The 20,570-nt window shown below is 63.0% G+C and carries 18 protein-coding genes; 14 read left to right on the forward strand and 4 right to left on the reverse strand.

Translation table 11 applies throughout. The features are described from left to right. Positions 1-17 precede the first annotated feature (17 nt). Entirely contained in the window at positions 18-1,058 is a 1,041-nt protein-coding gene (locus KG088_RS04870) for an oxidoreductase (protein ID WP_213824422.1), read from the forward strand. Between the two features lie 63 nt (positions 1,059-1,121). Here the strand turns inward: KG088_RS04870 and nudE are convergent, their stop codons facing one another. After that, complete coding sequence (gene nudE, locus KG088_RS04875) at positions 1,122-1,733, reverse strand: ADP compounds hydrolase NudE (RefSeq protein ID WP_213824363.1); 612 nt, start codon at positions 1,731-1,733, stop codon at positions 1,122-1,124. A 102-nt stretch (positions 1,734-1,835) separates the two neighbouring features. On the opposite strand from nudE, the gene yrfG reads away from it, so the two are divergent. The 13 genes from yrfG to KG088_RS04940 all read left to right on the forward strand — a co-directional run bounded on the left by yrfG (position 1,836) and on the right by KG088_RS04940 (position 17,261). Next, a complete protein-coding gene (gene yrfG / locus KG088_RS04880) occupies positions 1,836-2,534 on the forward strand; it encodes a GMP/IMP nucleotidase (RefSeq protein WP_213824364.1) in 699 nt (232 codons plus the stop codon). Beyond that, a complete protein-coding gene (hslR, locus tag KG088_RS04885) occupies positions 2,527-2,913 on the forward strand; it encodes a ribosome-associated heat shock protein Hsp15 (RefSeq protein WP_213824365.1) in 387 nt (128 codons plus the stop codon). Before yrfG ends, hslR begins: the two co-directional genes overlap by 8 nt. 19 nt (positions 2,914-2,932) lie before the next feature. Then, complete coding sequence (hslO, locus tag KG088_RS04890; RefSeq protein ID WP_213824366.1) at positions 2,933-3,808, forward strand: Hsp33 family molecular chaperone HslO; 876 nt, start codon at positions 2,933-2,935, stop codon at positions 3,806-3,808. A 302-nt stretch (positions 3,809-4,110) separates the two neighbouring features. Beyond that, positions 4,111-5,697 carry a phosphoenolpyruvate carboxykinase gene (locus KG088_RS04895; RefSeq protein WP_213824367.1) on the forward strand — a complete coding sequence of 529 codons (1,587 nt, stop codon included), beginning with the start codon at positions 4,111-4,113 and terminating at the stop codon, positions 5,695-5,697. Positions 5,698-5,868: 171 nt separating this feature from the next. Continuing rightward, complete coding sequence (msrB, locus tag KG088_RS04900; RefSeq protein WP_213824368.1) at positions 5,869-6,366, forward strand: peptide-methionine (R)-S-oxide reductase MsrB; 498 nt, start codon at positions 5,869-5,871, stop codon at positions 6,364-6,366. A 56-nt stretch (positions 6,367-6,422) separates the two neighbouring features. Beyond that, positions 6,423-8,810, forward strand: a complete 2,388-nt coding sequence (locus tag KG088_RS04905; RefSeq protein WP_213824369.1) for a Tex family protein — start codon at positions 6,423-6,425, stop codon at positions 8,808-8,810. A 121-nt stretch (positions 8,811-8,931) separates the two neighbouring features. Beyond that, on the forward strand, positions 8,932-10,542 hold the full coding sequence (gene gshA / locus KG088_RS04910) for a glutamate--cysteine ligase (RefSeq protein WP_213824370.1): 1,611 nt from the start codon (positions 8,932-8,934) through the stop codon (positions 10,540-10,542). Continuing rightward, on the forward strand, positions 10,542-11,075 hold the full coding sequence (locus KG088_RS04915; RefSeq protein WP_213824371.1) for a disulfide bond formation protein B: 534 nt from the start codon (positions 10,542-10,544) through the stop codon (positions 11,073-11,075). Before gshA ends, KG088_RS04915 begins: the two co-directional genes overlap by 1 nt. Positions 11,076-11,174: 99 nt before the next feature. Next, on the forward strand, positions 11,175-11,672 hold the full coding sequence (gene rsd / locus KG088_RS04920; protein WP_213824372.1) for a sigma D regulator: 498 nt from the start codon (positions 11,175-11,177) through the stop codon (positions 11,670-11,672). A 99-nt stretch (positions 11,673-11,771) separates the two neighbouring features. Continuing rightward, positions 11,772-12,467, forward strand: coding sequence for a hypothetical protein (locus KG088_RS04925; protein ID WP_250148066.1), 696 nt, complete (start codon positions 11,772-11,774; stop codon positions 12,465-12,467). Next, on the forward strand, positions 12,464-13,957 hold the full coding sequence (locus KG088_RS04930) for a complex I subunit 5 family protein (protein ID WP_213824373.1): 1,494 nt from the start codon (positions 12,464-12,466) through the stop codon (positions 13,955-13,957). The genes KG088_RS04925 and KG088_RS04930 overlap by 4 nt, the downstream gene beginning before the upstream one ends. Further along, positions 13,954-15,459, forward strand: a complete 1,506-nt coding sequence (locus tag KG088_RS04935) for a complex I subunit 5 family protein (RefSeq protein WP_213824374.1) — start codon at positions 13,954-13,956, stop codon at positions 15,457-15,459. Before KG088_RS04930 ends, KG088_RS04935 begins: the two co-directional genes overlap by 4 nt. After that, positions 15,456-17,261, forward strand: a complete 1,806-nt coding sequence (locus tag KG088_RS04940) for a complex I subunit 5 family protein (RefSeq protein WP_250148067.1) — start codon at positions 15,456-15,458, stop codon at positions 17,259-17,261. Before KG088_RS04935 ends, KG088_RS04940 begins: the two co-directional genes overlap by 4 nt. Positions 17,262-17,292: 31 nt before the next feature. Here the strand turns inward: KG088_RS04940 and KG088_RS04945 are convergent, their stop codons facing one another. The 3 genes from KG088_RS04945 to nirD all read right to left on the reverse strand — a co-directional run bounded on the left by KG088_RS04945 (position 17,293) and on the right by nirD (position 20,564). Further along, positions 17,293-18,702: a PhoH family protein gene (locus KG088_RS04945; RefSeq protein ID WP_213824375.1), complete on the reverse strand. Its 1,410-nt coding sequence runs from the start codon at positions 18,700-18,702 to the stop codon at positions 17,293-17,295. Between the two features lie 328 nt (positions 18,703-19,030). Further along, positions 19,031-20,062, reverse strand: a complete 1,032-nt coding sequence (locus KG088_RS04950; RefSeq protein ID WP_213824376.1) for a patatin-like phospholipase family protein — start codon at positions 20,060-20,062, stop codon at positions 19,031-19,033. A gap of 76 nt (positions 20,063-20,138) precedes the next feature. Beyond that, positions 20,139-20,564 carry a nitrite reductase small subunit NirD gene (gene nirD, locus KG088_RS04955; RefSeq protein ID WP_213824377.1) on the reverse strand — a complete coding sequence of 142 codons (426 nt, stop codon included), beginning with the start codon at positions 20,562-20,564 and terminating at the stop codon, positions 20,139-20,141. Between the last annotated feature and the right edge of the window lie 6 nt (positions 20,565-20,570).

Consider the following 20,570-nt stretch of genomic DNA (forward strand, 5'->3'; position numbering starts at 1 on the left):
ACCACAGGGAATCGATGATGAACCAGACACTCAATGTCGGCCTGGTCGGCTATGGCATGGCGGGGAAGACCTTCCATGCCCCGCTGATCGAGGCGACCCCGACCCTCGAGCTGACGGCTGTCGTCAGTGGTGATGCTGACAAGGTCAAGGCCGATCTGCCATCGGTCGACGTGCTGCCCAAGGCGGCCATGTTGTTCGCCCGAACGGACATCGACCTGGTGGTGATCGTGACGCCCAACAGCACGCACTTCTCACTCGCCAAGGCGGCCTTGGGGGCGGGCAAGCATGTGGTGGTCGACAAACCCGTGACGATTTCGTTGTCCGAGGCCAGGTTGCTGAAAAGCCTCGCCATCAACGCCGAACGGATGCTGAGTGTCTTTCACAACCGGCGTTGGGACAGTGACTTTCTGGCCCTGCAGGAGGTGATCGCCTCAGGCGAGCTGGGGCGGGTGGCGAGTCTGGAATCACGCTTCGATCGATTTCGCCCTGTGGTACCGGATCGATGGCGAGAACGCCGTCAACCGGGCAGTGGGCTCTGGTATGATCTGGGCCCCCACCTGCTCGACCAGGCAGTGTTGCTGTTCGGCATGCCCAAGGCCATTTTCGTGGAGTTGGGTTCGCTTCGCGATGGCGCCCAGGTCGACGACGATTTCCTGGCCATGCTGGCTTATGAGCGCAAACGAGTAGTGCTCCAGGCGGGCACCCTGATCGCCGAAGAGACGCCGCGGTTTCGCGTGAACGGCACCCGCGGCAGCTTCGTCAAGTTCGGTCTCGATCCTCAGGAAAGCTGGCTCAAGGAAGGCCGCAGACCCACGACGTACTGGGGCGTCGACCCCTGGCCGGGTCGCTTGATGCTGGAGAATGGCGAGGCCGGTTTCATTGAGCGCCGGGCACCAACGCCACCGGGGGATTATCTCGCCTACTATGCGGGAATCGCCTCGGCCCTCCTGGAGGGCACCCCACCCCCGGTGAGCATCGATGACGCCATCGGCGTGATGACGCTGCTCGAACTGGGGCTGGACAGCTACCGTCAGAAACGCTGGCTTAATCTCAAGTAGCGACTTTCCGGGGACAGGACACGCGATCGATGCGTCGGTGTCGATGTCATTCAAGACTCTGCGTTACCACAGGGTCGGAGTGGATTCTTCATTGCGTAACCGGTCTCGCGCGATGTACAGGGCCGCGATGGCCCGGGCCTCATGGAAGTCCTCGCGAGCGAGCAGGGCTGGCAGCTCCTTGATGGCGTGGGTCTCGACGATCAACGGCTCTGGCTCGTCGCCGGGTAGCCGCTTGGGGTAGAGGTCGGACGCGAGCATGACCTGCATGCGATGGCGCATGTAGTTGGGGGCCAGGGACAGCTCCACCAGCGGCTCGATACGTCGGGCACCGAAACCGCATTCTTCCATGAGTTCGCGGTTGGCGGCGCTGATCACGTCCTCGCCGGGATCGACCAGCCCCTTGGGCAGGGTCAGCACATAATCCTCGAAGCCCGCGGCGTATTCCCGAATCAGTAATACATGCTCGGGGTCGGGCATCGCGACCATCATCACCGCACCATGATCGCTGCCGGTAAGACGCTCAAAGCTGCGCTCCTCGCCGTTGGAGAAACGCAGTTCCAGCGACTCGATATGAAACAGCCGACTGCGGGCGACGGATTGGCGCGACAAGACCTTGGGTTTTTCCAGCCAGTTTGCGGTGCCTTGTTGGCTTTCCGGGCCGCTCGTTTTCGTCATGATGGCTCCTTGTCAATGAGGTAACAGGCCGGCATGCGTCGCCGTCCCGGTTTGAGTACAATATTACGCTTCACGCCCTCAACGATGCCATCCGGAGATTCGATGATCGACTGGCGCGCCATCGACACCGTCCTGCTGGACATGGACGGCACCCTGCTTGACCTGCACTTCGACAGCCATTTCTGGCTCGAACATCTGCCGCGACGCTATGGCGAACTTCATCGGCTCGATGAAGCGACCCAGGCGCAGGTACGCTCGCGAATCATCCACGAAAAGGGCACGCTCAACTGGTACAGCCTGGCGTACTGGAGTCGCGAGCTGGATGTCGACATCCTCGCCCTCAAGCGCGAGATCCAGCACCTGATCGGGCTGCGCGGCGATGCCCTGGATTTTCTCAAGTGGCTACAGCAGGCCCATCCTCGCGTGGTCCTTGCGACCAATGCCGACCGGGCCAGCCTCGAGCTCAAGCTGCCGCTCACAGGCCTGGAAGCCTATCTCGACGCCATCGTTTCCTCGGCCGATCTGGGGGTTCCCAAGGAGGATCAGGCCTTCTGGTTCGCCCTGCAGGATATCGAGCCTTTCGACCCCGAACGTACCCTGTTCATCGATGACAACCCGTCGGTACTCGAGAGTGCACGCGAGTTCGGTATTCGCCATTTGCTCGGCATCAAGCAGCCTGACAGCACGCGGCCAGAGAAGGAGCTCGAGGAATTCATCGTACTTGACCGTTTCGCCTCGATTTTGCCGCAGAACCTGCCGCCGCTGGTGGACGATGACCGGGGAGACGGCACCTATGGATAGCGTGCGTCTCGACAAGTGGTTGTGGGCGGCACGCTTCTTCAAGACGCGGGCGTTGGCCAAGAAGGCCCTCGAGGGAGGCAAGGTGCAATACAACGGCACCCGAGCGAAGACCAGCAAGGCCGTCGAGGTGGGGGCGCTGATTCGTGTGCCGCAGGGCTGGGACATCCTCGAGGTCGAAGTGCTGGCGCTCTCCGATCAGCGACGCGGGGCCCCCGAAGCCCGGGCCCTGTACGCCGAGACAACCGAAAGTGTCGCGCGTCGTGAACGTGAGGCCGAGGCGCGTCGTCTGACCAATCAGGTCATGCAGCACCCCCTCAAGCGCCCCGACAAGAAACAGCGACGCGATATTCGTCGCTTCAAGGAAAGCGGGGACGAGTAATGGAGAGTGAAGAGCCTTTATGTCAGATCAAATTCAGCGTTTCCTATTCGATCGCACCAACGTGCGCGGCGAGATCGTTAGCCTCGAGCAGGCCTATCAGGACGTGCTCGACCGTCATCGCTACCCGTCGGTCGTCAATCATTTGTTGGGCGAGTTGCTGGCTGCAGTGGCACTGCTTACCGACACCGTGAAGCTCGATGGCACCTTGAGCATCGAGGTGCGCGGCAAGGGAGCCTTGGCGCTGCTGATGGCCGAGTCCAATCCCGGCGGGGAATTGCGGGCGATCGCCCGAATGGCCGACGACACCGAGATTCCAGCCAATGACATGAGCTTTCATGAACTGATCGGCGACGGCCAGATCATGATCACCCTGGACCCTGCGGAAGGACAGCGTTACCAGGGCATCGTGGCATTGGAGCACAACAGCCTGGCGGAATGTCTTGAGGCATATTTCGCCCAATCCGAGCAGTTGCCGACACGCTTGTGGTTGGCGGCGAGCGACAGCCATGCCGGGGGCCTGCTGCTGCAGCGCCTGCCCGATGGCTCGCAGAACCAGGATGACGATGCCTGGGGGCGGACCGTCCAGCTAGCGGCTACGCTGACCACAGACGAATTGCTCGGTCTCGAACAACGCGACATGTTGTATCGGCTGTATCACGACGAGACGGTGAGAGTGTATGAGCCCAAGTCGTTGCGTTTTGCGTGCACTTGCTCGCGCCGGCGAATCGGCGAGGGGCTTCTGACGCTTGGCGAAGCGGAGCTGCGTGAGGTACTGGCGGAGCAGGGGAGTATCGAGACCCAGTGTCATTTTTGTCATAGTCGCTACCGGTTTTCGCCCGCCGATGTCGAGGCGCTGCTGGTCGCGGCGGAGGACGAACCGCCGGTCATACACTGATTAGTTCTGTCGTTGATTCTCATCGAGACACATCAGGCGCAAGATGTTCATTTGTGAACCTTTGTAAGGTAAGCGAAGATCGCCGATGTAGTAGTAAAACTACAAGATCTTCGTCCAAAAACGCCGTTCCACGCGACAGATGTTTTTGTCATAATGGCCCCCGCTTCCGCGACACAACACCGACACGATCACCACGGAACAAGACGGGAAGATCCGCACCTGGTGGTTCGAAGGCATCAGCTTAGCTGCGTCGACGACGCCCGGCTCACGAGAGAGAACGGCCGCCAGGCCAAGGAATTCATATGACAATGACCCAAGCCGCATCCCAGGCTGCCAGCGTGCAGCCAGCCGCCACTCCCCGCACTTACGTCAATCTCAGTAGTGCAGAGCTTATTGAGCGCGCCGTGATCAATGGCGAAGGCCGCCTGGCCGCCAATGGTGCACTGGTGGTGAACACCGGACTGCGTACCGGCCGCTCACCCAAGGACCGGTTCATCGTCGATGAGCCTTCCACCAGCGGCCAGATCGATTGGGGCAACGTCAATCTCCCTTTCGATGCCGACAAGTTCGAGGCTTTGTGGCGTCGCGTCGAAACGTATCTCGGCAACGGCGAGCAGTATGTGTCGGAGCTGCATGTGGGCAGCGACCCCGAGCACTATCTGCCCGTGCGCGTGACGACCGAAACGGCCTGGCATAATCTTTTCGGTCGTACCATGTTCGTGCGTCCCGAGCCGTTCAATCCTGCCTTGAAGCGTGAATGGACGATTCTCAATGCGCCCTACTTCGAATGCGATCCGCAGCGCGACGGTACCAACGCCGACGGCTGCGTGATTCTCGATTTCGCCGGTCAGCGGGTGCTGATTGCCGGCATGCGTTATGCCGGTGAAATGAAGAAAGCCATGTTCTCGGTGCAGAACTTCCTGCTTCCCGAATCCGACGTCCTGCCCATGCACTGCTCGGCCAACGTCGGTGAGGATGGTGAGACCACCTTGTTCTTCGGCCTTTCTGGCACTGGCAAGACCACGCTCTCCGCCGACCCGGCGCGCTACCTGATCGGCGACGATGAACACGGCTGGGGGCCGGGCACCGTCTTCAACATCGAGGGGGGCTGCTATGCCAAGTGCATCGAACTCTCCGAGAAGAACGAGCCGGTTATCTGGCGCGCCATCAAGTTCGGCACGGTGCTGGAAAACGTGGTGCTGGATGATCGTCGCGAACCCGACTACGTCGACGGAAGCCTGACCCAGAACTCGCGCGCCGCCTATCCCCTGGAACACGTCGAAAAACGTGTGCCCGAGAATCGCGCCGGGGAGCCCAGCGCCATCGTCTTCCTGACCTGCGACATGAGCGGTGTGCTACCGCCGGTCTCGGTGCTCTCCAAGGAGGCGGCGGCCTACCATTTTCTCTCCGGCTACACCGCCAAGGTCGGCTCGACCGAGATGGGGTCTTCGAGCGGCCTGGAAGCGACCTTCTCCACTTGCTTCGGTGCACCCTTCTTTCCCCGCCCGGCACGAGAATATGCAGATTTGCTGATAAAGCGTGTTGCCAAGCAGGACGCTCAGGTCTACCTGGTCAATACCGGCTGGACCGGTGGTGCCTTCGGTGAGGGGGGAGTACGTTTCTCGATCCCCACCACGCGGGCCATCATCGCCGCGATCCAGGCCGGTGTGCTGCGCGATGTCGAAACTCGTCACATCGATGGCCTCAACCTGGAAGTGCCGGTAGCGGTACCGGGTGTGGACGCGAGCTTGCTCGATCCTCGCCGGACCTGGCAGGACCCAGCCGCCTATGATCAGCAGCGACAAGCGTTAGCCGCCAAGTTTGTCGACAACTTCCAGAAATTCGCCGGTGTCGATTCAGCCATTATCGCGGCGGGGCCGCAGCGTTGATGAGCTGACACTCAATCGATGAGCGAACCCCGTGGCAGACACAGGGTCGAAACGGGGTGAGTCCTGCGACTCGCCCCTTTTTTATGCATCCAGCAGGCGGGGAACTGCGTAGTTATATAAGAATCGCGGCGGCTTTACCGCTCGATGTCATTTACGCAAGGGAGGTCAACAATGAAGCGTCGTCATTTTCTAGGGTTATTGAGCGCCGGAGCACTGGTGGGCCTGCTGCCCAGCGTGGCCAGCGCCAGGCCCAAGCCCGACCTCAAGCGCGCCGAAGGGATCGAGACCCTGGAGCTTTCTGAGGCCGAGTGGCGGGAGCGGTTGAGCGAGGCGCAGTTCGAGATTCTGCGCGAGGAAGGCACCGAGCCGGCCTTCTCCAGTCCGCTGGACAAGGAAACCCGCGAGGGGGAGTTTCGCTGTGCCGGCTGTGACCTGCTGCTGTTCACCAGCGCCATGAAGTATGACTCCGGGACTGGCTGGCCGAGTTTCTTCGAGCACGTGGAGGGTCACCTGCTCAGCAAGGTCGACTACAAGGCCATCTGGCCGCGTACGGAATACCACTGTGCGCGCTGCGGTGGTCATCAGGGTCACGTGTTCGACGATGGACCCGAGCCCACCGGCCTGCGCTGGTGCAACAACGGTCTGGCGCTATCATTCGTCCCCGCCTGATGGCGGTTTGTGATACCTTGTCGCGATTCGTTTCCTGAAGCAGCGACAGGGGTTACATGGACGCCACCAACCGAATCATCACGCGTCTCGCTGACGAACTCAGCGTCAGGACTCAGCAGGTCACCGCCACGGTCGAACTGCTCAACGGCGGGGCCACCGTGCCCTTCATCGCCCGCTATCGCAAGGAAGTGACCGGCGGGCTCGATGACATACAGCTTCGCCAACTCGATGAACGCCTGCGTTATCTCCGTGAACTGGAGGAGCGCCGCGCCACTGTGCTTGCCGCCATTGAGGAGCAGGGCAAGTTGACCGACGACCTGGCGGCGCGCCTGCAGGCCGCCGATACCAAGCAGCGCCTGGAAGATCTTTACCTGCCCTACAAGAAGAAGCGGCGTACCAAGGCGCAGATCGCCAGGGAAGCAGGGCTCGAGCCGCTGGCCGATGCGCTGATGGCCGACCCGACCCGCGACCCGCAGACCGAGGCGCAAGCCTACCTGCGCCCGGCAGAGGGTGACACACCGGGCGTCGAGGACACGAAGGCGGCGCTGGACGGCGCGCGCCAGATCCTCATGGAGCGTTTCGCCGAGGATGCCGAGCTGGTTGGGCAACTGCGCGAACGCCTGTGGAGCGAAGGCGAGTTGAGCGCTCGGTTGTTGGCGGGCAAGGAGCGCGAGGGCGCCAAGTTCTCCGACTATTTCGAGCATGACGAGTCGCTGGCCAAGACGCCATCGCACCGCGCCCTGGCGATGTTCCGGGCCCGCAACGAGGGGGTGATTGCGCTGTCGATTCGCCTGCCCGGCGAGCAGGACACGCCGATCCATCCGGCCCAGGTGATGATCGCCCGCCATGTCGCAATCCGTGACGAGGGGCGTGCCACCGATGCCTGGTTGCGTGACGTGGTGCGCTGGACCTGGCGGGTCAAGCTCTATACCCAGCTCGAAACTGAATTGATGAGTCGCCTGCGTGAGCGCGCCGAGCAGGCCGCCATCGACGTCTTCGCCGCCAATCTCAAGGACCTGTTGCTCGCGGCACCGGCGGGCCAGAAGGCGACGCTGGCCATCGACCCGGGCCTGCGCACCGGCTGCAAGGTCGCGGTGGTAGACGCGACCGGCCAGTTCCTCGCAAACGCCACGATCTATCCCCATGCGCCCCAGAACCGCTGGGATGCGTCGCTTGCCGAGCTCGCCGCGCTGGTCGAAAAGCACGACGTAGCGCTGATCGCCGTCGGCAACGGGACCGCCAGCCGCAAGACCGACCGGCTCGCCGGCGAACTGGTCAAGCGCTTCGCTTCTCAAAAAGAGCATGGCAAGCGCTCGCTGGCCAAGGTGATGGTCAGCGAGGCGGGCGCTTCGGTCTATTCCGCTTCGGAGTATGCCTCACGCGAATTCCCCGATCTCGACGTCACCATCCGTGGCGCGGTCTCCATCGCCAGGCGACTCCAGGATCCGTTGGCCGAGCTGGTCAAGATCGAACCCAAGTCCATCGGCGTGGGCCAGTACCAGCACGATGTCTCCCAGCTACAGTTGTCGAAGAGTCTGGAGGCGGTGATCGAGGACTGTGTCAACGCGGTGGGGGTGGATCTCAATACCGCCTCGAGCGCGCTGCTCTCCAGAGTCGCCGGCCTCAACCCGGCGCTAGCCGAGGCCATCGTCGCGCGTCGCAACGCCGAAGGGGCATTCCGCAGCCGCCGCGCGCTGCTCGACGTCAGCCGACTGGGCCCCAAGACCTTCGAGCAGTGCGCCGGGTTCCTGCGCATCATGAACGGGTCCAACCCGCTGGACGCCAGCGCCGTGCACCCCGAGGCCTACCCGCTGGTGGAACGGATTGCCAAGCGTAGCGGTCGCGACCTTGGCGGCCTGATCGGCGACAGTGTCACCCTGAAGGCGATCGAACCCGTCGAGTTCGCCGATGAGCGCTTCGGCTTGCCCACCGTCAGCGATATTCTCAAGGAACTGGACAAGCCCGGCCGCGATCCGCGTCCCGAGTTCAAGGCCGCGGAGTTTCGCGAGGGTGTGGAAACGCTCAAGGATCTTGAGCCCGGCATGATCCTCGAAGGGGGCGTCACCAACGTCACGCATTTTGGGGCCTTCATCGATATTGGCGTTCACCAGGACGGCCTGGTACACATCTCGGCGCTCTCCGAGCGTTTCGTCGAGGACCCTCGGACGGTGGTCAAGGCCGGCGATATCGTCAGGGTCAAGGTGATGAGCGTGGACCTCGAACGTTCACGCATCGCGCTCACCATGCGTCTCGATGATCCACTGGACGATGCCGGGGCCGAGCGGCCGCGCCGCGGCAGCGCCGAAGGCCGCCGAGGAGGCCAGGACAAGTCGGCACGCAAGGGCGGTCAATCCAAGACCCGGCGTGGCCAGCCGGACGGCGAGTCGAACGGTCAGATGGGCGCGCTCGGCGCCGCTCTTTTGCAGGCGAAGAAGGGCCGGTGACGTTGCATCGGTGCCCGACGGCACCATACTCTGAATTTTTACGGGCGCCCCGGACGGGCGTATTCAACGCGAACCGTGAAGCACGGCCCTTTGGCGGCTTCCACGACATGGGGTGTTCATCTTGTCAGACTCACTCGCCACCCGTATCGAGCGACTCGAAGCGTCGGCACGACAGGGATTGTTCGGTCGCTTGCGTCGCGGCATCGAGAAAGAGGGCCTGCGCGTCGATCCGGCAGGACACATCGCCGCCACGCCGCATCCCGCCGCTCTGGGTTCCAAGCTCACCCATCCGCATATCACGACGGATTATGCCGAGGCACTGCTGGAGTACATCACCCCGGTCACCTGTCTCCCGCGAGATGCCATGGCGTTTCTGGGCGACCTGCACCGCTTCAGCTATCGCCACCTGGGCGACGAGCTGATCTGGCCGGCCAGCATGCCGTCGCGGTTGAATGGCAACGATAGTGTGGCCATCGCCGACTTCGGCCACTCCAACGTGGGTACCATGAAGCGCGTCTATCGCAAGGGGCTCGACGTGCGCTACGGGCGGATCATGCAGTCGATTGCGGGAGTACATTACAACTTCTCGCTTCCCGATGACCTCTGGCGCCACCTGCAGAAGATCGATGGGGTGAGCGAAACACCGTTGAGCGAGTACCGTTCGGCGCGCTATTTCGGGCTGATTCGCAATTTTCGTCGTCATAGTTGGCTGCTGCTCTATCTGTTTGGCGCGTCCCCGGCACTGGATCGCAGTTTCCTGCCTAGCGGCAAGATCCCCAAAAAGCTCGAGGCCCATGCCGACGAGTCGCTGGTGTCACCCTATGCCACCAGCCTGCGCATGTCGGATCTGGGCTACCAGAACAAGGTTCAGGAGCAGCTCAAGATCTGCTTCAATTCGCTTGCCAATTACGTGAACACCCTGCGACACGCCATTTCCACGCCATGGCCTCCCTACGAGTCGCTGGGCGTCCGTGAGCCGGACGGCTGGCATCAGCTCAATGCCAACATCCTGCAGATCGAGAATGAGTATTACAGCGATATCCGCCCCAAACGGGTGACGCGTCACGGCGAGACGCCCAGCCAGGCGCTCGAGGCCCGCGGGGTAGAGTACATCGAAGTGCGCTGTCTCGACCTCAACCCACTGCTCACGCTGGGCATCGATGAGACGCAAATCCGTTTCATGGATACCTTCCTGGTGTGGTGCCTGCTGTCGGAAAGCCCGTGGATTCCCGATGAGGAGTGTGACCGACTGGATGACAATCGCCGCCATGTGGTCGAACGCGGCCGCGACCCCGAGCTGCGTCTCGAGCAGCATGGCCACTTTCGCTCCATCGCCGACTGGGGCGGCGAGATGTTCGCCGAGTTCGGCCAGGTTGCCTCGCTGCTCGACCTGCTGGAAGCGGGCGAGCCGCACCAGGCGGCACTGACAGCGTTGGCGCCACGGCTCGTCGACCCCTCGCGCACCCCCTCGGGACGGCTGCTGGCGCGGTTGCGCGAGAGCGGTGCGGAATTCAGCGATGACATGCTTGCGCTCGCTGCCGAGCAGGCCGCCCGTTTGCGTGAAACTCCGATGGACCCTGCAAGGGAGGCACTCTTCGACCAGCTCGCCCACACCTCCCACCAGCAGCAGCGGGATATCGAGACAGCCGATCCGGCACCTTTCGATGACTTTCTTGCCGATTATTTCGATCGCGCACGGCAAGCCCGATTGATCGATGAGGCGGCTTCCTGATGACGACCCTTTCACGTGTCTCGGTTCGGCAATGGAGCCTGGCGGGTCTAGCCTTCTGTATCGTCATGATGGCGGTGGCTCTAGGGCTCGAGCATCTCGGCGGGTTTGAGCCTTGTCCGCTGTGTATCTTCCAGCGCATTGCCGTGCTGTCAGCCGCTCTGGTGTTCGCCGTGGCGGCCATTCACAACCCCCAGGGCCGTCTCGGCGCCGGCATCTATGGCGGACTGTCGCTGGCCGCTGTGCTGGGCGGAATCGGCATCGTGTCACGCCATCTATGGCTGCAGTCGCTGCCAGCGGATGAAGTGCCGACCTGCGGCCCGGGCCTGGACTACATGGTGGAGATCATGCCGCTGCAGGAGGTGTTGGCCACGGTGTTCACCGGTTCCGGGGAGTGCGCCGAGATCGATTTCGTACTGCTCGGCATCTCGTTGCCGGGCTGGACCCTGGTGGGCTTTGTGCTGCTCGTGCTGGCCCCCCTGGGTATGCTGCTACGCGTGTTCTTCAGGCCGTATGTCTATCGCTGGGAAGGTTAGCCGTCTTCAGGATTGACACCATTCGTGGCAGGGGTGAATCTGTGTGGACGCGGTCGGGAGGCGCTTCGCTGCCGGCCTCATGGAGTCAGGGAGTCTCCTATGCTGGAAGATTGCAAGAATGCACTGGAACGCTGGGGTGGCGTGCACAGCCTGATCGACCGCTGGCTTGATGAGCGGCGCGAACTACTGGTTGACTTCGTCGAACTCAAGCAGGCTTGCGATATCGAGCTCGAGGCAGTGAGCAAGTCACGCATCGATGCCTTCAGCGAACTATTGATGGACTACATCAGTGCAGGCCATTTCGAGGTCTATCCGCAACTACGCGAGGAATCGAAGGCCTTTGACGACCATGAAGGCCTGTTGCTGGCCGATAAACTGCTCGAACGGCTGGAGATGTCGACCGAGTTGGTACTCGATTTCGACGCTGACTACGCAAGTCCTGTGCGCTGCAAGCAACATCTGGCGCGGCTTCCCGCCTGGCTCGATCGTCTTGCCAAGGGGCTTGCCGAGCGCTTCAGCCTCGAAGATCAGTTGATCGCTCGTTTGCACGCCGCCCACGCCCCCGAGGCCGCCCGTACTGAGGAGCGGCAGATATGAGCCAGCAGCTCGGCTTGGCGCCAGGTTGCTGTATTCCTCACGTCGAGCCAAACGCTTAGCCTGGCGGCGTCTCGCTTCGCCGGCTGAGCCATTCTTTCCATGGCAATGCTTCCTGAAGCCGTGATGGTGGCTTTAGACGTCATGCTTGCGGTGCTGCTATTGGTCATGGCGCTAGCCTGTCTTGTCGATCGCTGCCTTTGGCGTGCCTGTCGCAATTTCGTCTGCTTTGCCGTGCTGATGGCGCTGACCTGGTGGCAGCTTGGCTCGCCCTTGCTGGCCGTGGTCGAGGCCGTGCTGGGGGCTATGTTGACAGGGCTCAGCCTCTTTTTCGCGCTGGGCATCGACGCGCATCATCGCCTTCCTCGCCGCGACACCCTACCTGGCTCTCCGCCTTCCGGCCTGAAGTCATGGCTGCTGCCGCTGGCCTGGCTGGTCATGGCCACCACAGCCAGCCTGCTGCTACTTGTCGACGACGCCGGGACGAGCTTTTCGGAAGCTCTCATGGTACTCGATCTCCCCACCATCGTCGGACTGGTGATTATCGGACTGGGGCTCTGGGCGTTTACCCGGCATCGTCACCTGCTGCGTCGCCTGCTGGCTTTCAATGTGCTGGGCTCTGGCGTGTTTCTGGTGTTGGCGGGGGTGACCGGACCGCGCATAGAGGCCCAGGCCCTGATCCTGGCGGGTTTGATCGTGGCACTGCTCGGTTCGCTTCTCGGGGCATCCCTCATCCGGCGTCTTTTCCTTCTTGACGGGCGCCTGGCGCTTGGCAGCGGGCCCGGAGGCGCGGAATGAACGACTTGGCCGCCCTGGGCGATGAAGCGCTGAAGCTAACGCCATCGCTATGGGCCGCCGTGTGGCTGGTGTTGGGGGGACCTTTGCTGCTGGGACTAGTGGCGCTGTATTGGCCGCCGCGTCGTATGCTGACGGTAGTGGCAGCCTATCTGCCGGTGATGGCGGCCACCGGCTGGCTGATCGTCACGGTCGCGGCATCGGGGCCGCGACATGCCAGCCTTGCCCTCGGCGAGCTGACCCTGACCTGGTATCTCGACGGTCTCGCCACCCTGCTGATGTTGTTGACGCAAACGGTGCTGCTGGCAAGCGCTGTCTTTGCCGTCGGGTATTGCCGTGCGGCCGAGCTTCCGTCACGGCCCGCTGCCTGGTTATGGCCGCTGCTGGGGGGGTTGAGTAGTGGGTTGACGTTGATCTGGATCGCCGCCGACCTGCTCTCCCTCTATGTGGGGCTCGAGCTGATGGGGCTATGCGCCGTGGCATTGATGCTGCTGCCCGGCGAGGCCGACGCCCTAGCCGCCGGCATGCGTTATCTACTTTATGCGCTGGTCGGCTCACTGGCCTGGCTGCTGGGCGTGTCGCTGCTGCTGGGTGCCTGGGGGCGGCTGGATCTGGCGGGCCTGGCCGCGGTGGCCGAGCCCGGTACAGTCACCACGATCGCCGTGGCACTGCTCTCGGCGGGATTACTGCTCAAGGCCTCCATCTTTCCGCTGCATGCCTGGCTTGCCCCGGTGCACGGTGCGGCCTGGATACCGGTGAGTGCGGTCCATGCGGCGCTGGTGATCAAGGCCTCGTTCGTTATTCTGCTCAAGTTGTGGTTGCTGCTGGTGCCGGGGCAGGTGGTCGCTGCCTGGGGGCTCGGGGGCCTGGGCAGCCTGGCGGTGTTGTGGGGTGGGTTACTGGCCTGGCGCGCCAGTGGCCTGAAGGCGCTGGTGGCGTATTCCACGGTCGGTCAGCTCGGCTACCTGATGCTGGCATTTCCGTTGCTGATCGGCACCAGCGACGCGGTCGCCACACTTGCCTGGCGGGGCACTTGGCTGCATCTGGCGGGGCACGCGCTGGCCAAGGCCGCCATGTTCATGGCCGTGGGCAGCCTGGTGCTTGCTACCGGACGTAGCAAGCTGAGCGAGCTGGCCGGTACCAGCCGGCGCCTGCCGCTACCGTTATTGACCTTCGGCCTGGCGGCCGTGACCTTGATGGGACTGCCGCCGAGTGCCGGTTTTACCGCCAAATGGTTACTGTTGCAGGCAGCAATGCAAGGGCAGCAGTGGATCTGGATCCTGGTGCTGGTGCTCGGCACGATGCTGACCGCTGCCTATCTCTTCCGGATGTTTCGTCACTCATTCGATGAACAGGCACCGCCGCTGACGTATCGTCGCTTGCCGCCCGGTATGGATCTGGTGCCCCTGCTGCTCGCGCTGGCGGCTTTGGCATTAGGGCTGGTGGCCGACTTGCCGTTGAATTTCCTGAGCGCCCAGGGAGCCAGTTCATGAGCGGTGCCGTGTTTCCGATCGCCACGCTGGCAAGCTCCCTGCTGGTGGCGGCACTGATCTTTCTCTTGCCGGAACGCGCCTGGTGGGCCCGGACCTCGCTCAACCTGGGCGCGTCATTGATCAAGCTGGGTCTGGTGGGGTGGATGGTCTGGGGTCTTCACCGTGGGCTCGACTATGCCGTCGAGTTTCCGGTGGTGGCCGGGGTGAGCTTCGTGCTGCGTGCCGATGCATTGGGCATCATGTTTGCCGGACTTTCATCGCTGCTGTGGCTATTCACCACGCTCTATGCGATCGGTTATCTAGAGGATTCCCCCAATCGCAAGCGCTTCTTCGGCTTCTTTAGTCTTTGCGTCGCCAGCACGCTCGGGATCAGCCTGGCCGGCAACCTTTTCACCTTTCTCATCTTCTACGAGATGCTCACGCTCTCGACCTATCCGTTAGTTGTTCATCGGGGAACACCCAAGGCATTGGCTGCCGGGGCCGTGTACCTTCGCTACACCCTGAGCGGCGGTTTGGCGCTGTTGCTCGGTGTGGTCGCCTTGCACGTGATTGCCGGCGACATCCATTTCGGCGAACGTGAAGTTCTCGCCGACCTGGGGGCCGAGTGGCATCCGCTCCTGGTGAGTATTTTCGTGCTCATGATCCTGGGGCTGGGCGTCAAGACGGCGTTGGTGCCGCTGCACGGCTGGCTGCCCAAGGCCATGGTGGCGCCGGCGCCCGTCAGCGCCTTGCTGCATGCCGTGGCGGTGGTCAAGGCAGGGGCCTTCGGTATTGTGCGGCTGGTCTACGATGTCTACGGCATCGAGCTGAGTTACCAACTGGGACTGATGCACGGGCTCGTCGCCATCGCAGCGGTAACTATCATTTACGGTTCGTTGCGCGCCCTGGCCCAGCAGGAGCTCAAGGCGCGACTGGCCTTCTCGACGGTAAGCCAGGTTTCCTACATCGTGCTGGGTGTCGGGTTGTTCGGCCCGCTGGCCACCGTTGCCGCGCTGTCGCATTTGCTTCATCAAGGGCTGATGAAGGTCACCCTGTTCTTTTGCGCCGGCAATTATGCGGAAGAACTGGGGATTCATCGTATCGACGAACTCGACGGGGCGGGGTGGCGAATGCCCTTGACCAGCTTCGCCTTCACGGTGGGAGCTCTGGGCATGATCGGCCTACCGCCGACGGTGGGCTTTATCAGCAAATGGTATCTCGGAGTTGGGTCCATCGAGGCTGGCATGCCCTGGCTGCTCGCCGTGTTGGTTACCAGCAGCCTGCTGAATGCCGCCTATTTCCTGCCCATCCTGCATCGTCTGTGGTTTCGGGTGGGCCCGGCACATGGCTATGGCGACTGGCCGGATGAGCGTCGGCTCGGGCGTATGGAAACCAGTGGCTGGCTGCTGTGGCCGACGCTTGCGACCGCCGCCTTCAGCCTGCTGGCCGGGCTCCTGGCCAGCATGCCGTTCAGTCCGCTGGAGTGGGCGGCCCGTGTTGCCTCCCAGGAATACGTGCTATGAGCAATTTGCTGTTTCCCAGCGTTATCATCGTTGCAATGCTCTGGCCGTTCGGGCTGGCGATGCGCGTGCCAGTGCGCGGCTGGTTGTCGTCATCGGGCCGGTCGCGGGTATGGCTGGACGGCTGGTGGTGCACGGCACCGCTGCCGGCGCTGGCCTTGTTGCTGCCCTGGTCCGAGCCGTCATTAACGCTCTCCTGGTGGCTACTCGGTGGTGTCTGGTCGCTCGATGACCCGCGCCGTTCGCTGCTTGCCCTGACGGTGTTGCTGTGGGGCCTGGCCGGGCTTTATGCGCGCGGTTATCTGGCCAGCGAGCAGCACCGGCAGGAGGCCGGCGACGACAATGCCGCACGACGGCTTCAACGCTTTGCGCTCTTCTGGCCGCTGTGTCTTGCCGGCAATCTGCTGTTGATTGTTGCCGAGGATATCGCCAGCTTCTATCTGGGCTTCAGCACGATGACCTTTGCCGCCTATGCCTTGGTGGTACATGCCGGCACGCGCGATGCCCAGACTGGCGGCCTTGCTTATCTGGTGATGGCGGTGCTGGGGGAGGGCATGATCCTGGCCGGACTGCTATGGGCCGCGGGCAGTGCCGAAACGACCATGCTCGACGAGCTGCGCGAGGGTCTGGTCGAGGCCGAGCAGGGCGTCTGGATGGCCGCTCTCCTGTGGCTCGGTTTCGGCGTCAAGGCGGGGGTGGTAGGGCTGCATGTCTGGTTACCGCTGGCCCACCCGGTGGCGCCGACGCCTGCCAGCGCCGTGCTTAGCGGCGTAATGATCAAGGCCGGCCTGCTGGGCTGGCTGATGACCCTGCCGCTCGGGCATGCCGATCCGGGTGAAGCCTTCGTCATGCTTGGTCGGGTAATGTCGGTGGCCGGCCTGGCGGCAGCCTTCGGCGCGGCGGTTTATGGGGCCTGCCAGTCGCACCCCAAGGCGGTGCTGGCCTATTCAAGCGTCAGTCAGATGGGCATGCTCACGGCGCTGGTGGCTATGGGGTTGATCGTCCCCGAGCAATGGCCGGCGCTGCTTGCGGCGGTGGTGCTGTTTGCCTGTCACCATGGGCTGACCAAGGGCACGCTCTTCCTGGGTGTCGGGATCAGTGAGCACCCGCCGCGCATGCCGAGCTGGCTGCTGTGGGCCTTGTTGCTGCTACCGGGGCTCTCGCTGTCGGGGGTGCTGGGCTCGGGGCTTGCCAGCAAGTGGGGCTACAAGACGGTACTGTACGACGCCGATCACAAGGATCTCGTGCTGTGGCTCAGCCTGGCGGCAGTTGGGACGACCCTGCTGATGGCTCGCGCCCTGTGGTGCCAATGGCGGGCCGCGCGACAGGCCAGCCACGACGACCCGGTGGCGCTGACCGGCGCGATGCCGGTGGCCTGGCTGGGTACCCTGCTGGCGGCGGCCTCGTTGCCGTGGTGGCTGCCCATGGGGCGGCCCGACTGGCCACCGCTGGGTGAGCTGGTCGGGCTCTGGTGGCCGGCGGCACTGGGCGTGGTGCTGGCCGTGTCGATCGGCCTTATGGCCCGCCAGCACCTCCACGAGGTCATCAAAAAGCTGCCACCGGGCGATCTCTGGTGGCCGTTGATGCGGGGCTATCAGGCGGTAGCGGGCAGAGTGGCGCGCGGCGTGTCGCGACTCGGCGCGTCAGTGGCGGCAGTCGTCAGGCGCCTGCAGGCGCTGGAGCGCTGGCTGGTCGACGGCCTCGGCGTGTTGGCCCGCGGCGAGCAGTGGCTGGGACGCCACGGCGCGGTGTTGATGATGGCCAGTGCGCTGCTGCTGGCCATCATCATGCTGGTCGCACCCTGATTGGTCGGGGGCGAAGTGGTAGAGAAGGGCGCTAGAGGAGTTCTTCTCCCGCCAGTGCTAGCCGTGAGCGCTCGACGCTTTTCAGGGTGACGTGACCGGCGTAGGGCCAGTCACGGAAGCGTTGCACCACCGCCGCCATGCCGCAGGTATTGGCGGTCAAGTAAGGCGTATCGATCTGGCCGACATTGCCCAGGCAGACGATCTTGGTGTTGCGCCCGGCGCGGGTAACCAGTGACTTGAGCTGCTTGGGCGTGAAGTTCTGGGCCTCGTCGATGATCAGGAAGGTGTCGTTGAGCGTGCGTCCGCGCATGAAGCCGGGCGCACGGATCTGCACTCGGGAGCCGAGCAGTTGACGAGTGGCACCATTGTCCCAGCTGGAGCCTCCTTCCTCGTCGCGCAGCAGATTGTCCATGTTGTCGTGGAAGGCACCCATCCACGGCGACATCTTTTCTTCCTCGGTGCCCGGCAGGAAGCCGATGTCCTCGCTCATGGTGATCGGCGCCCGGGTGAAGACGATCCGCTCGAAGCGTTTGCAGTCCAGGGTCTGCTGGAAGGCGGCCGCCAGCGTCATGAAGGTCTTGCCGGTACCGGCGCTGCCGGCGATGGTGACCAGGTCGACATCGTCATCCATCAACAGGTTGAGTGTGAAGTTCTGCCGGCTGTCGTGGGCATGCACCCCCCAGACGCTGGCGCCGTGCCGGTAGTTGGTCAGCAGTTCCAGATGCGCATGGCGTGGGCCCACATCGCGAACGATGGCCTCGAAACTCGCGCCGTTGTCGCTGTCGGAGACCAGCATGCCCAGGTGCCACTCGGGAGGGATGTCGCCGGCGAGCCGGTAGATGACGCGATGGTCCTGGCGCTCGACGCGGACGTCCACCTTCAGGCTGTCCCATAGCCCACTACCGTCGTGTCCGGCATCCGGGTAGACCCGCGCCCCATCGATCATGGCGTCCGAGTCATCGAACACTCGGTCGTTGAGGTAGTCTTCCACCGGTACGCCTAGGGCCGCGGCCTTGACCCTGAGATTAATGTCCTTGGTGACCAGTATCACCGAAGCGTCGACGCGCTCATCACGCAGCCGGCAGGTCTCGGCGAGGATACGGTTGTCGGGGGTGTCCGCCAGCGGGTCGAGAGGCTCGAGGTCGCGATAGCAGAGCAGGCGAAGCATGCCGTCCGGACCGGCCATGCGCTGAATGGGAATACCGTTGCGAATCCGTTCGATGTCGACATTGGCGGTGAGATCCGACAGGGTGCGGCTGACCTGGCGGGCGGTGCGGGCGATTTCGCGGATGCCATTCTTGTGCTTGTCGAGCTCTTCGAGAACGGTCATGGGGATGACCACTTCGTGCTCGTCGAATTGATAGAGGGCAGTGGGGTCGTGAATCAGAACGTTGGTGTCCAGCACGTAGAGTCGAGTGGCTTTCTTGTCGATGCGTACCATCGGCGCAGCTCTCCTGATTTTCACGTCGGAGACGTCACACAAGCGTCTCGTATTCGACACTGTCAGCGCGCGATGTCAGGCAGGTGACAGGGGCCCCAACGGTGCCGTCTGGCTCGGCGCGGTCTTCACCTCCTTTCTTGGTCAAACCTGTGGTGGGTAAACGTTGGTCATCCATCCCTGTGAACCAACCCCGGGGGAGCCAGGAAACCTCCTGACCTGGCTCTGAGCTTAGCATGGACACAGACTTGTCATGCGGCAACGCAGTGCGGGGATTTTCTTTTCCACGATGCGCTAACCGCCAGGCGGTGGGGCCGGTGCCTGATACTGACTAGCCCGTTTCGGTTTCCCGATAGACACTCTCCACGTCCAGCGAGGAATGATTCCCCAGCGCCGCATAATGCTCATCGAGCCAGGCTGAGGTCGCTTCACGCCCTCGATCGCGAAGATAGCAGAGGAAGGCCCACTCGGCGTTGAGCTTGCTCGAGACCGAAAGTTCCGACACGGTGTCGTCGGCACTGATGCGATGAAACAGGGTCTCGGCGAAACAGCCGATGTCGTGGTCGGCGTCGACGAGACGGCGTTGCATCATGGCCACCATGCGTACCTCCTTGATCAGGGAGGCGTTGAAGGTGATCTCGTTCAGGCGGTTCATGATCGCCGCGGCGCTGGTGGGCAGTTCCTCGCGATAGATGGGGTTAATCTGCACGATCACGATATCGCGTGAATCGCAGTGTTCCATTAACGGAAACAGGGCGGGGTTGCCCGTGTAGCCGCCATCCCAGTAAGCCTCGCCATCGATTTCCACCGCCTGATAGACGGTCGGCACGCAGGCGGAGGCCATGACCGCATCGAGACTCATCTCTTCCCGCGTGAAGACCCGTTGCTTGCCGCTGCGCACGTTGGTGGCGGTGACGAACAGCTTTAAATCCTGGCACGCGCGTACCCGTGCGAAATCGACATGGTTGTCGACGATGCTGCGTAGGGGGTTGAGGTTGAGCGGATTGAATTGATAAGGCGATACCAGGCGGCTCATCAAATCCATGGCGATATAGCCAGGTGAGGTGTCCAGGCTCCAGTTGCCGGTCAGTATGTCCCAAGGCATGCGCTTGACAGGGCTAGACATGCCGGCTTGGCTGACGGCGCGCCAGAAACCTTTCAACGCCTCGCGTGCGGTGGTTTCGTCGCCACGGGTCAGGGCGTCGGCCATCACCACGCCGTTCATGGCGCCGGCGCTGGTGCCGCTGATGCCTTCTATCTCGATGCGTTCATCTTCCAGCAGACAGTCCATGACGCCCCAGGTGAAGGCGCCATGGGCACCTCCGCCCTGGAGCGCCAGGTCGATGCGTTTCTTGTCGGTCATGCCACACCCTCGGTCGCGATTTGCTGCGATGCATTAGAGCAACCAGCATAGAGGTCGCGACCGGCAGCGGCCAGCATCAAGCCTTTATCAGTACCTTTTCGCCGTCGAAGCGCAATGGCCAGGTGCGCAGCTTAACGGCTTCATCTTCGAGGCACTGGCCATCCTCGAGCCGAAAGTGCTGCTTGTAGATCGGCGAGGCCACCACCGGCTGGCCCTTGAGATCGCCGACAATGCCGCGGGCGATGACATTCGCCCCGGCGATGGGATCGTGGTGGTCGATGGCATAGAGCTCCGGGTCATGGTGGGAAAGCGCCGGCGTGTTCGGGCCGGCTGGCCGCGGCGTGTTCGGGCCGCATGGAATATAGAAAATGGCGACCTGCGCCGGGCCCTCGGCGGTTTCCACCCAGGCGGCGACGCCGGAATAGGGCACCAGGTCGGCGCGGGTACAGACCACTAGCCAGTCGGGAGCCGTGGATGTCGCGGCGGCGGTTGCAGAGGTCATGGCAAG

The organism is Halomonas jincaotanensis (genome assembly GCF_018448785.1).
GTDB lineage: Bacteria > Pseudomonadota > Gammaproteobacteria > Pseudomonadales > Halomonadaceae > Halomonas > Halomonas jincaotanensis.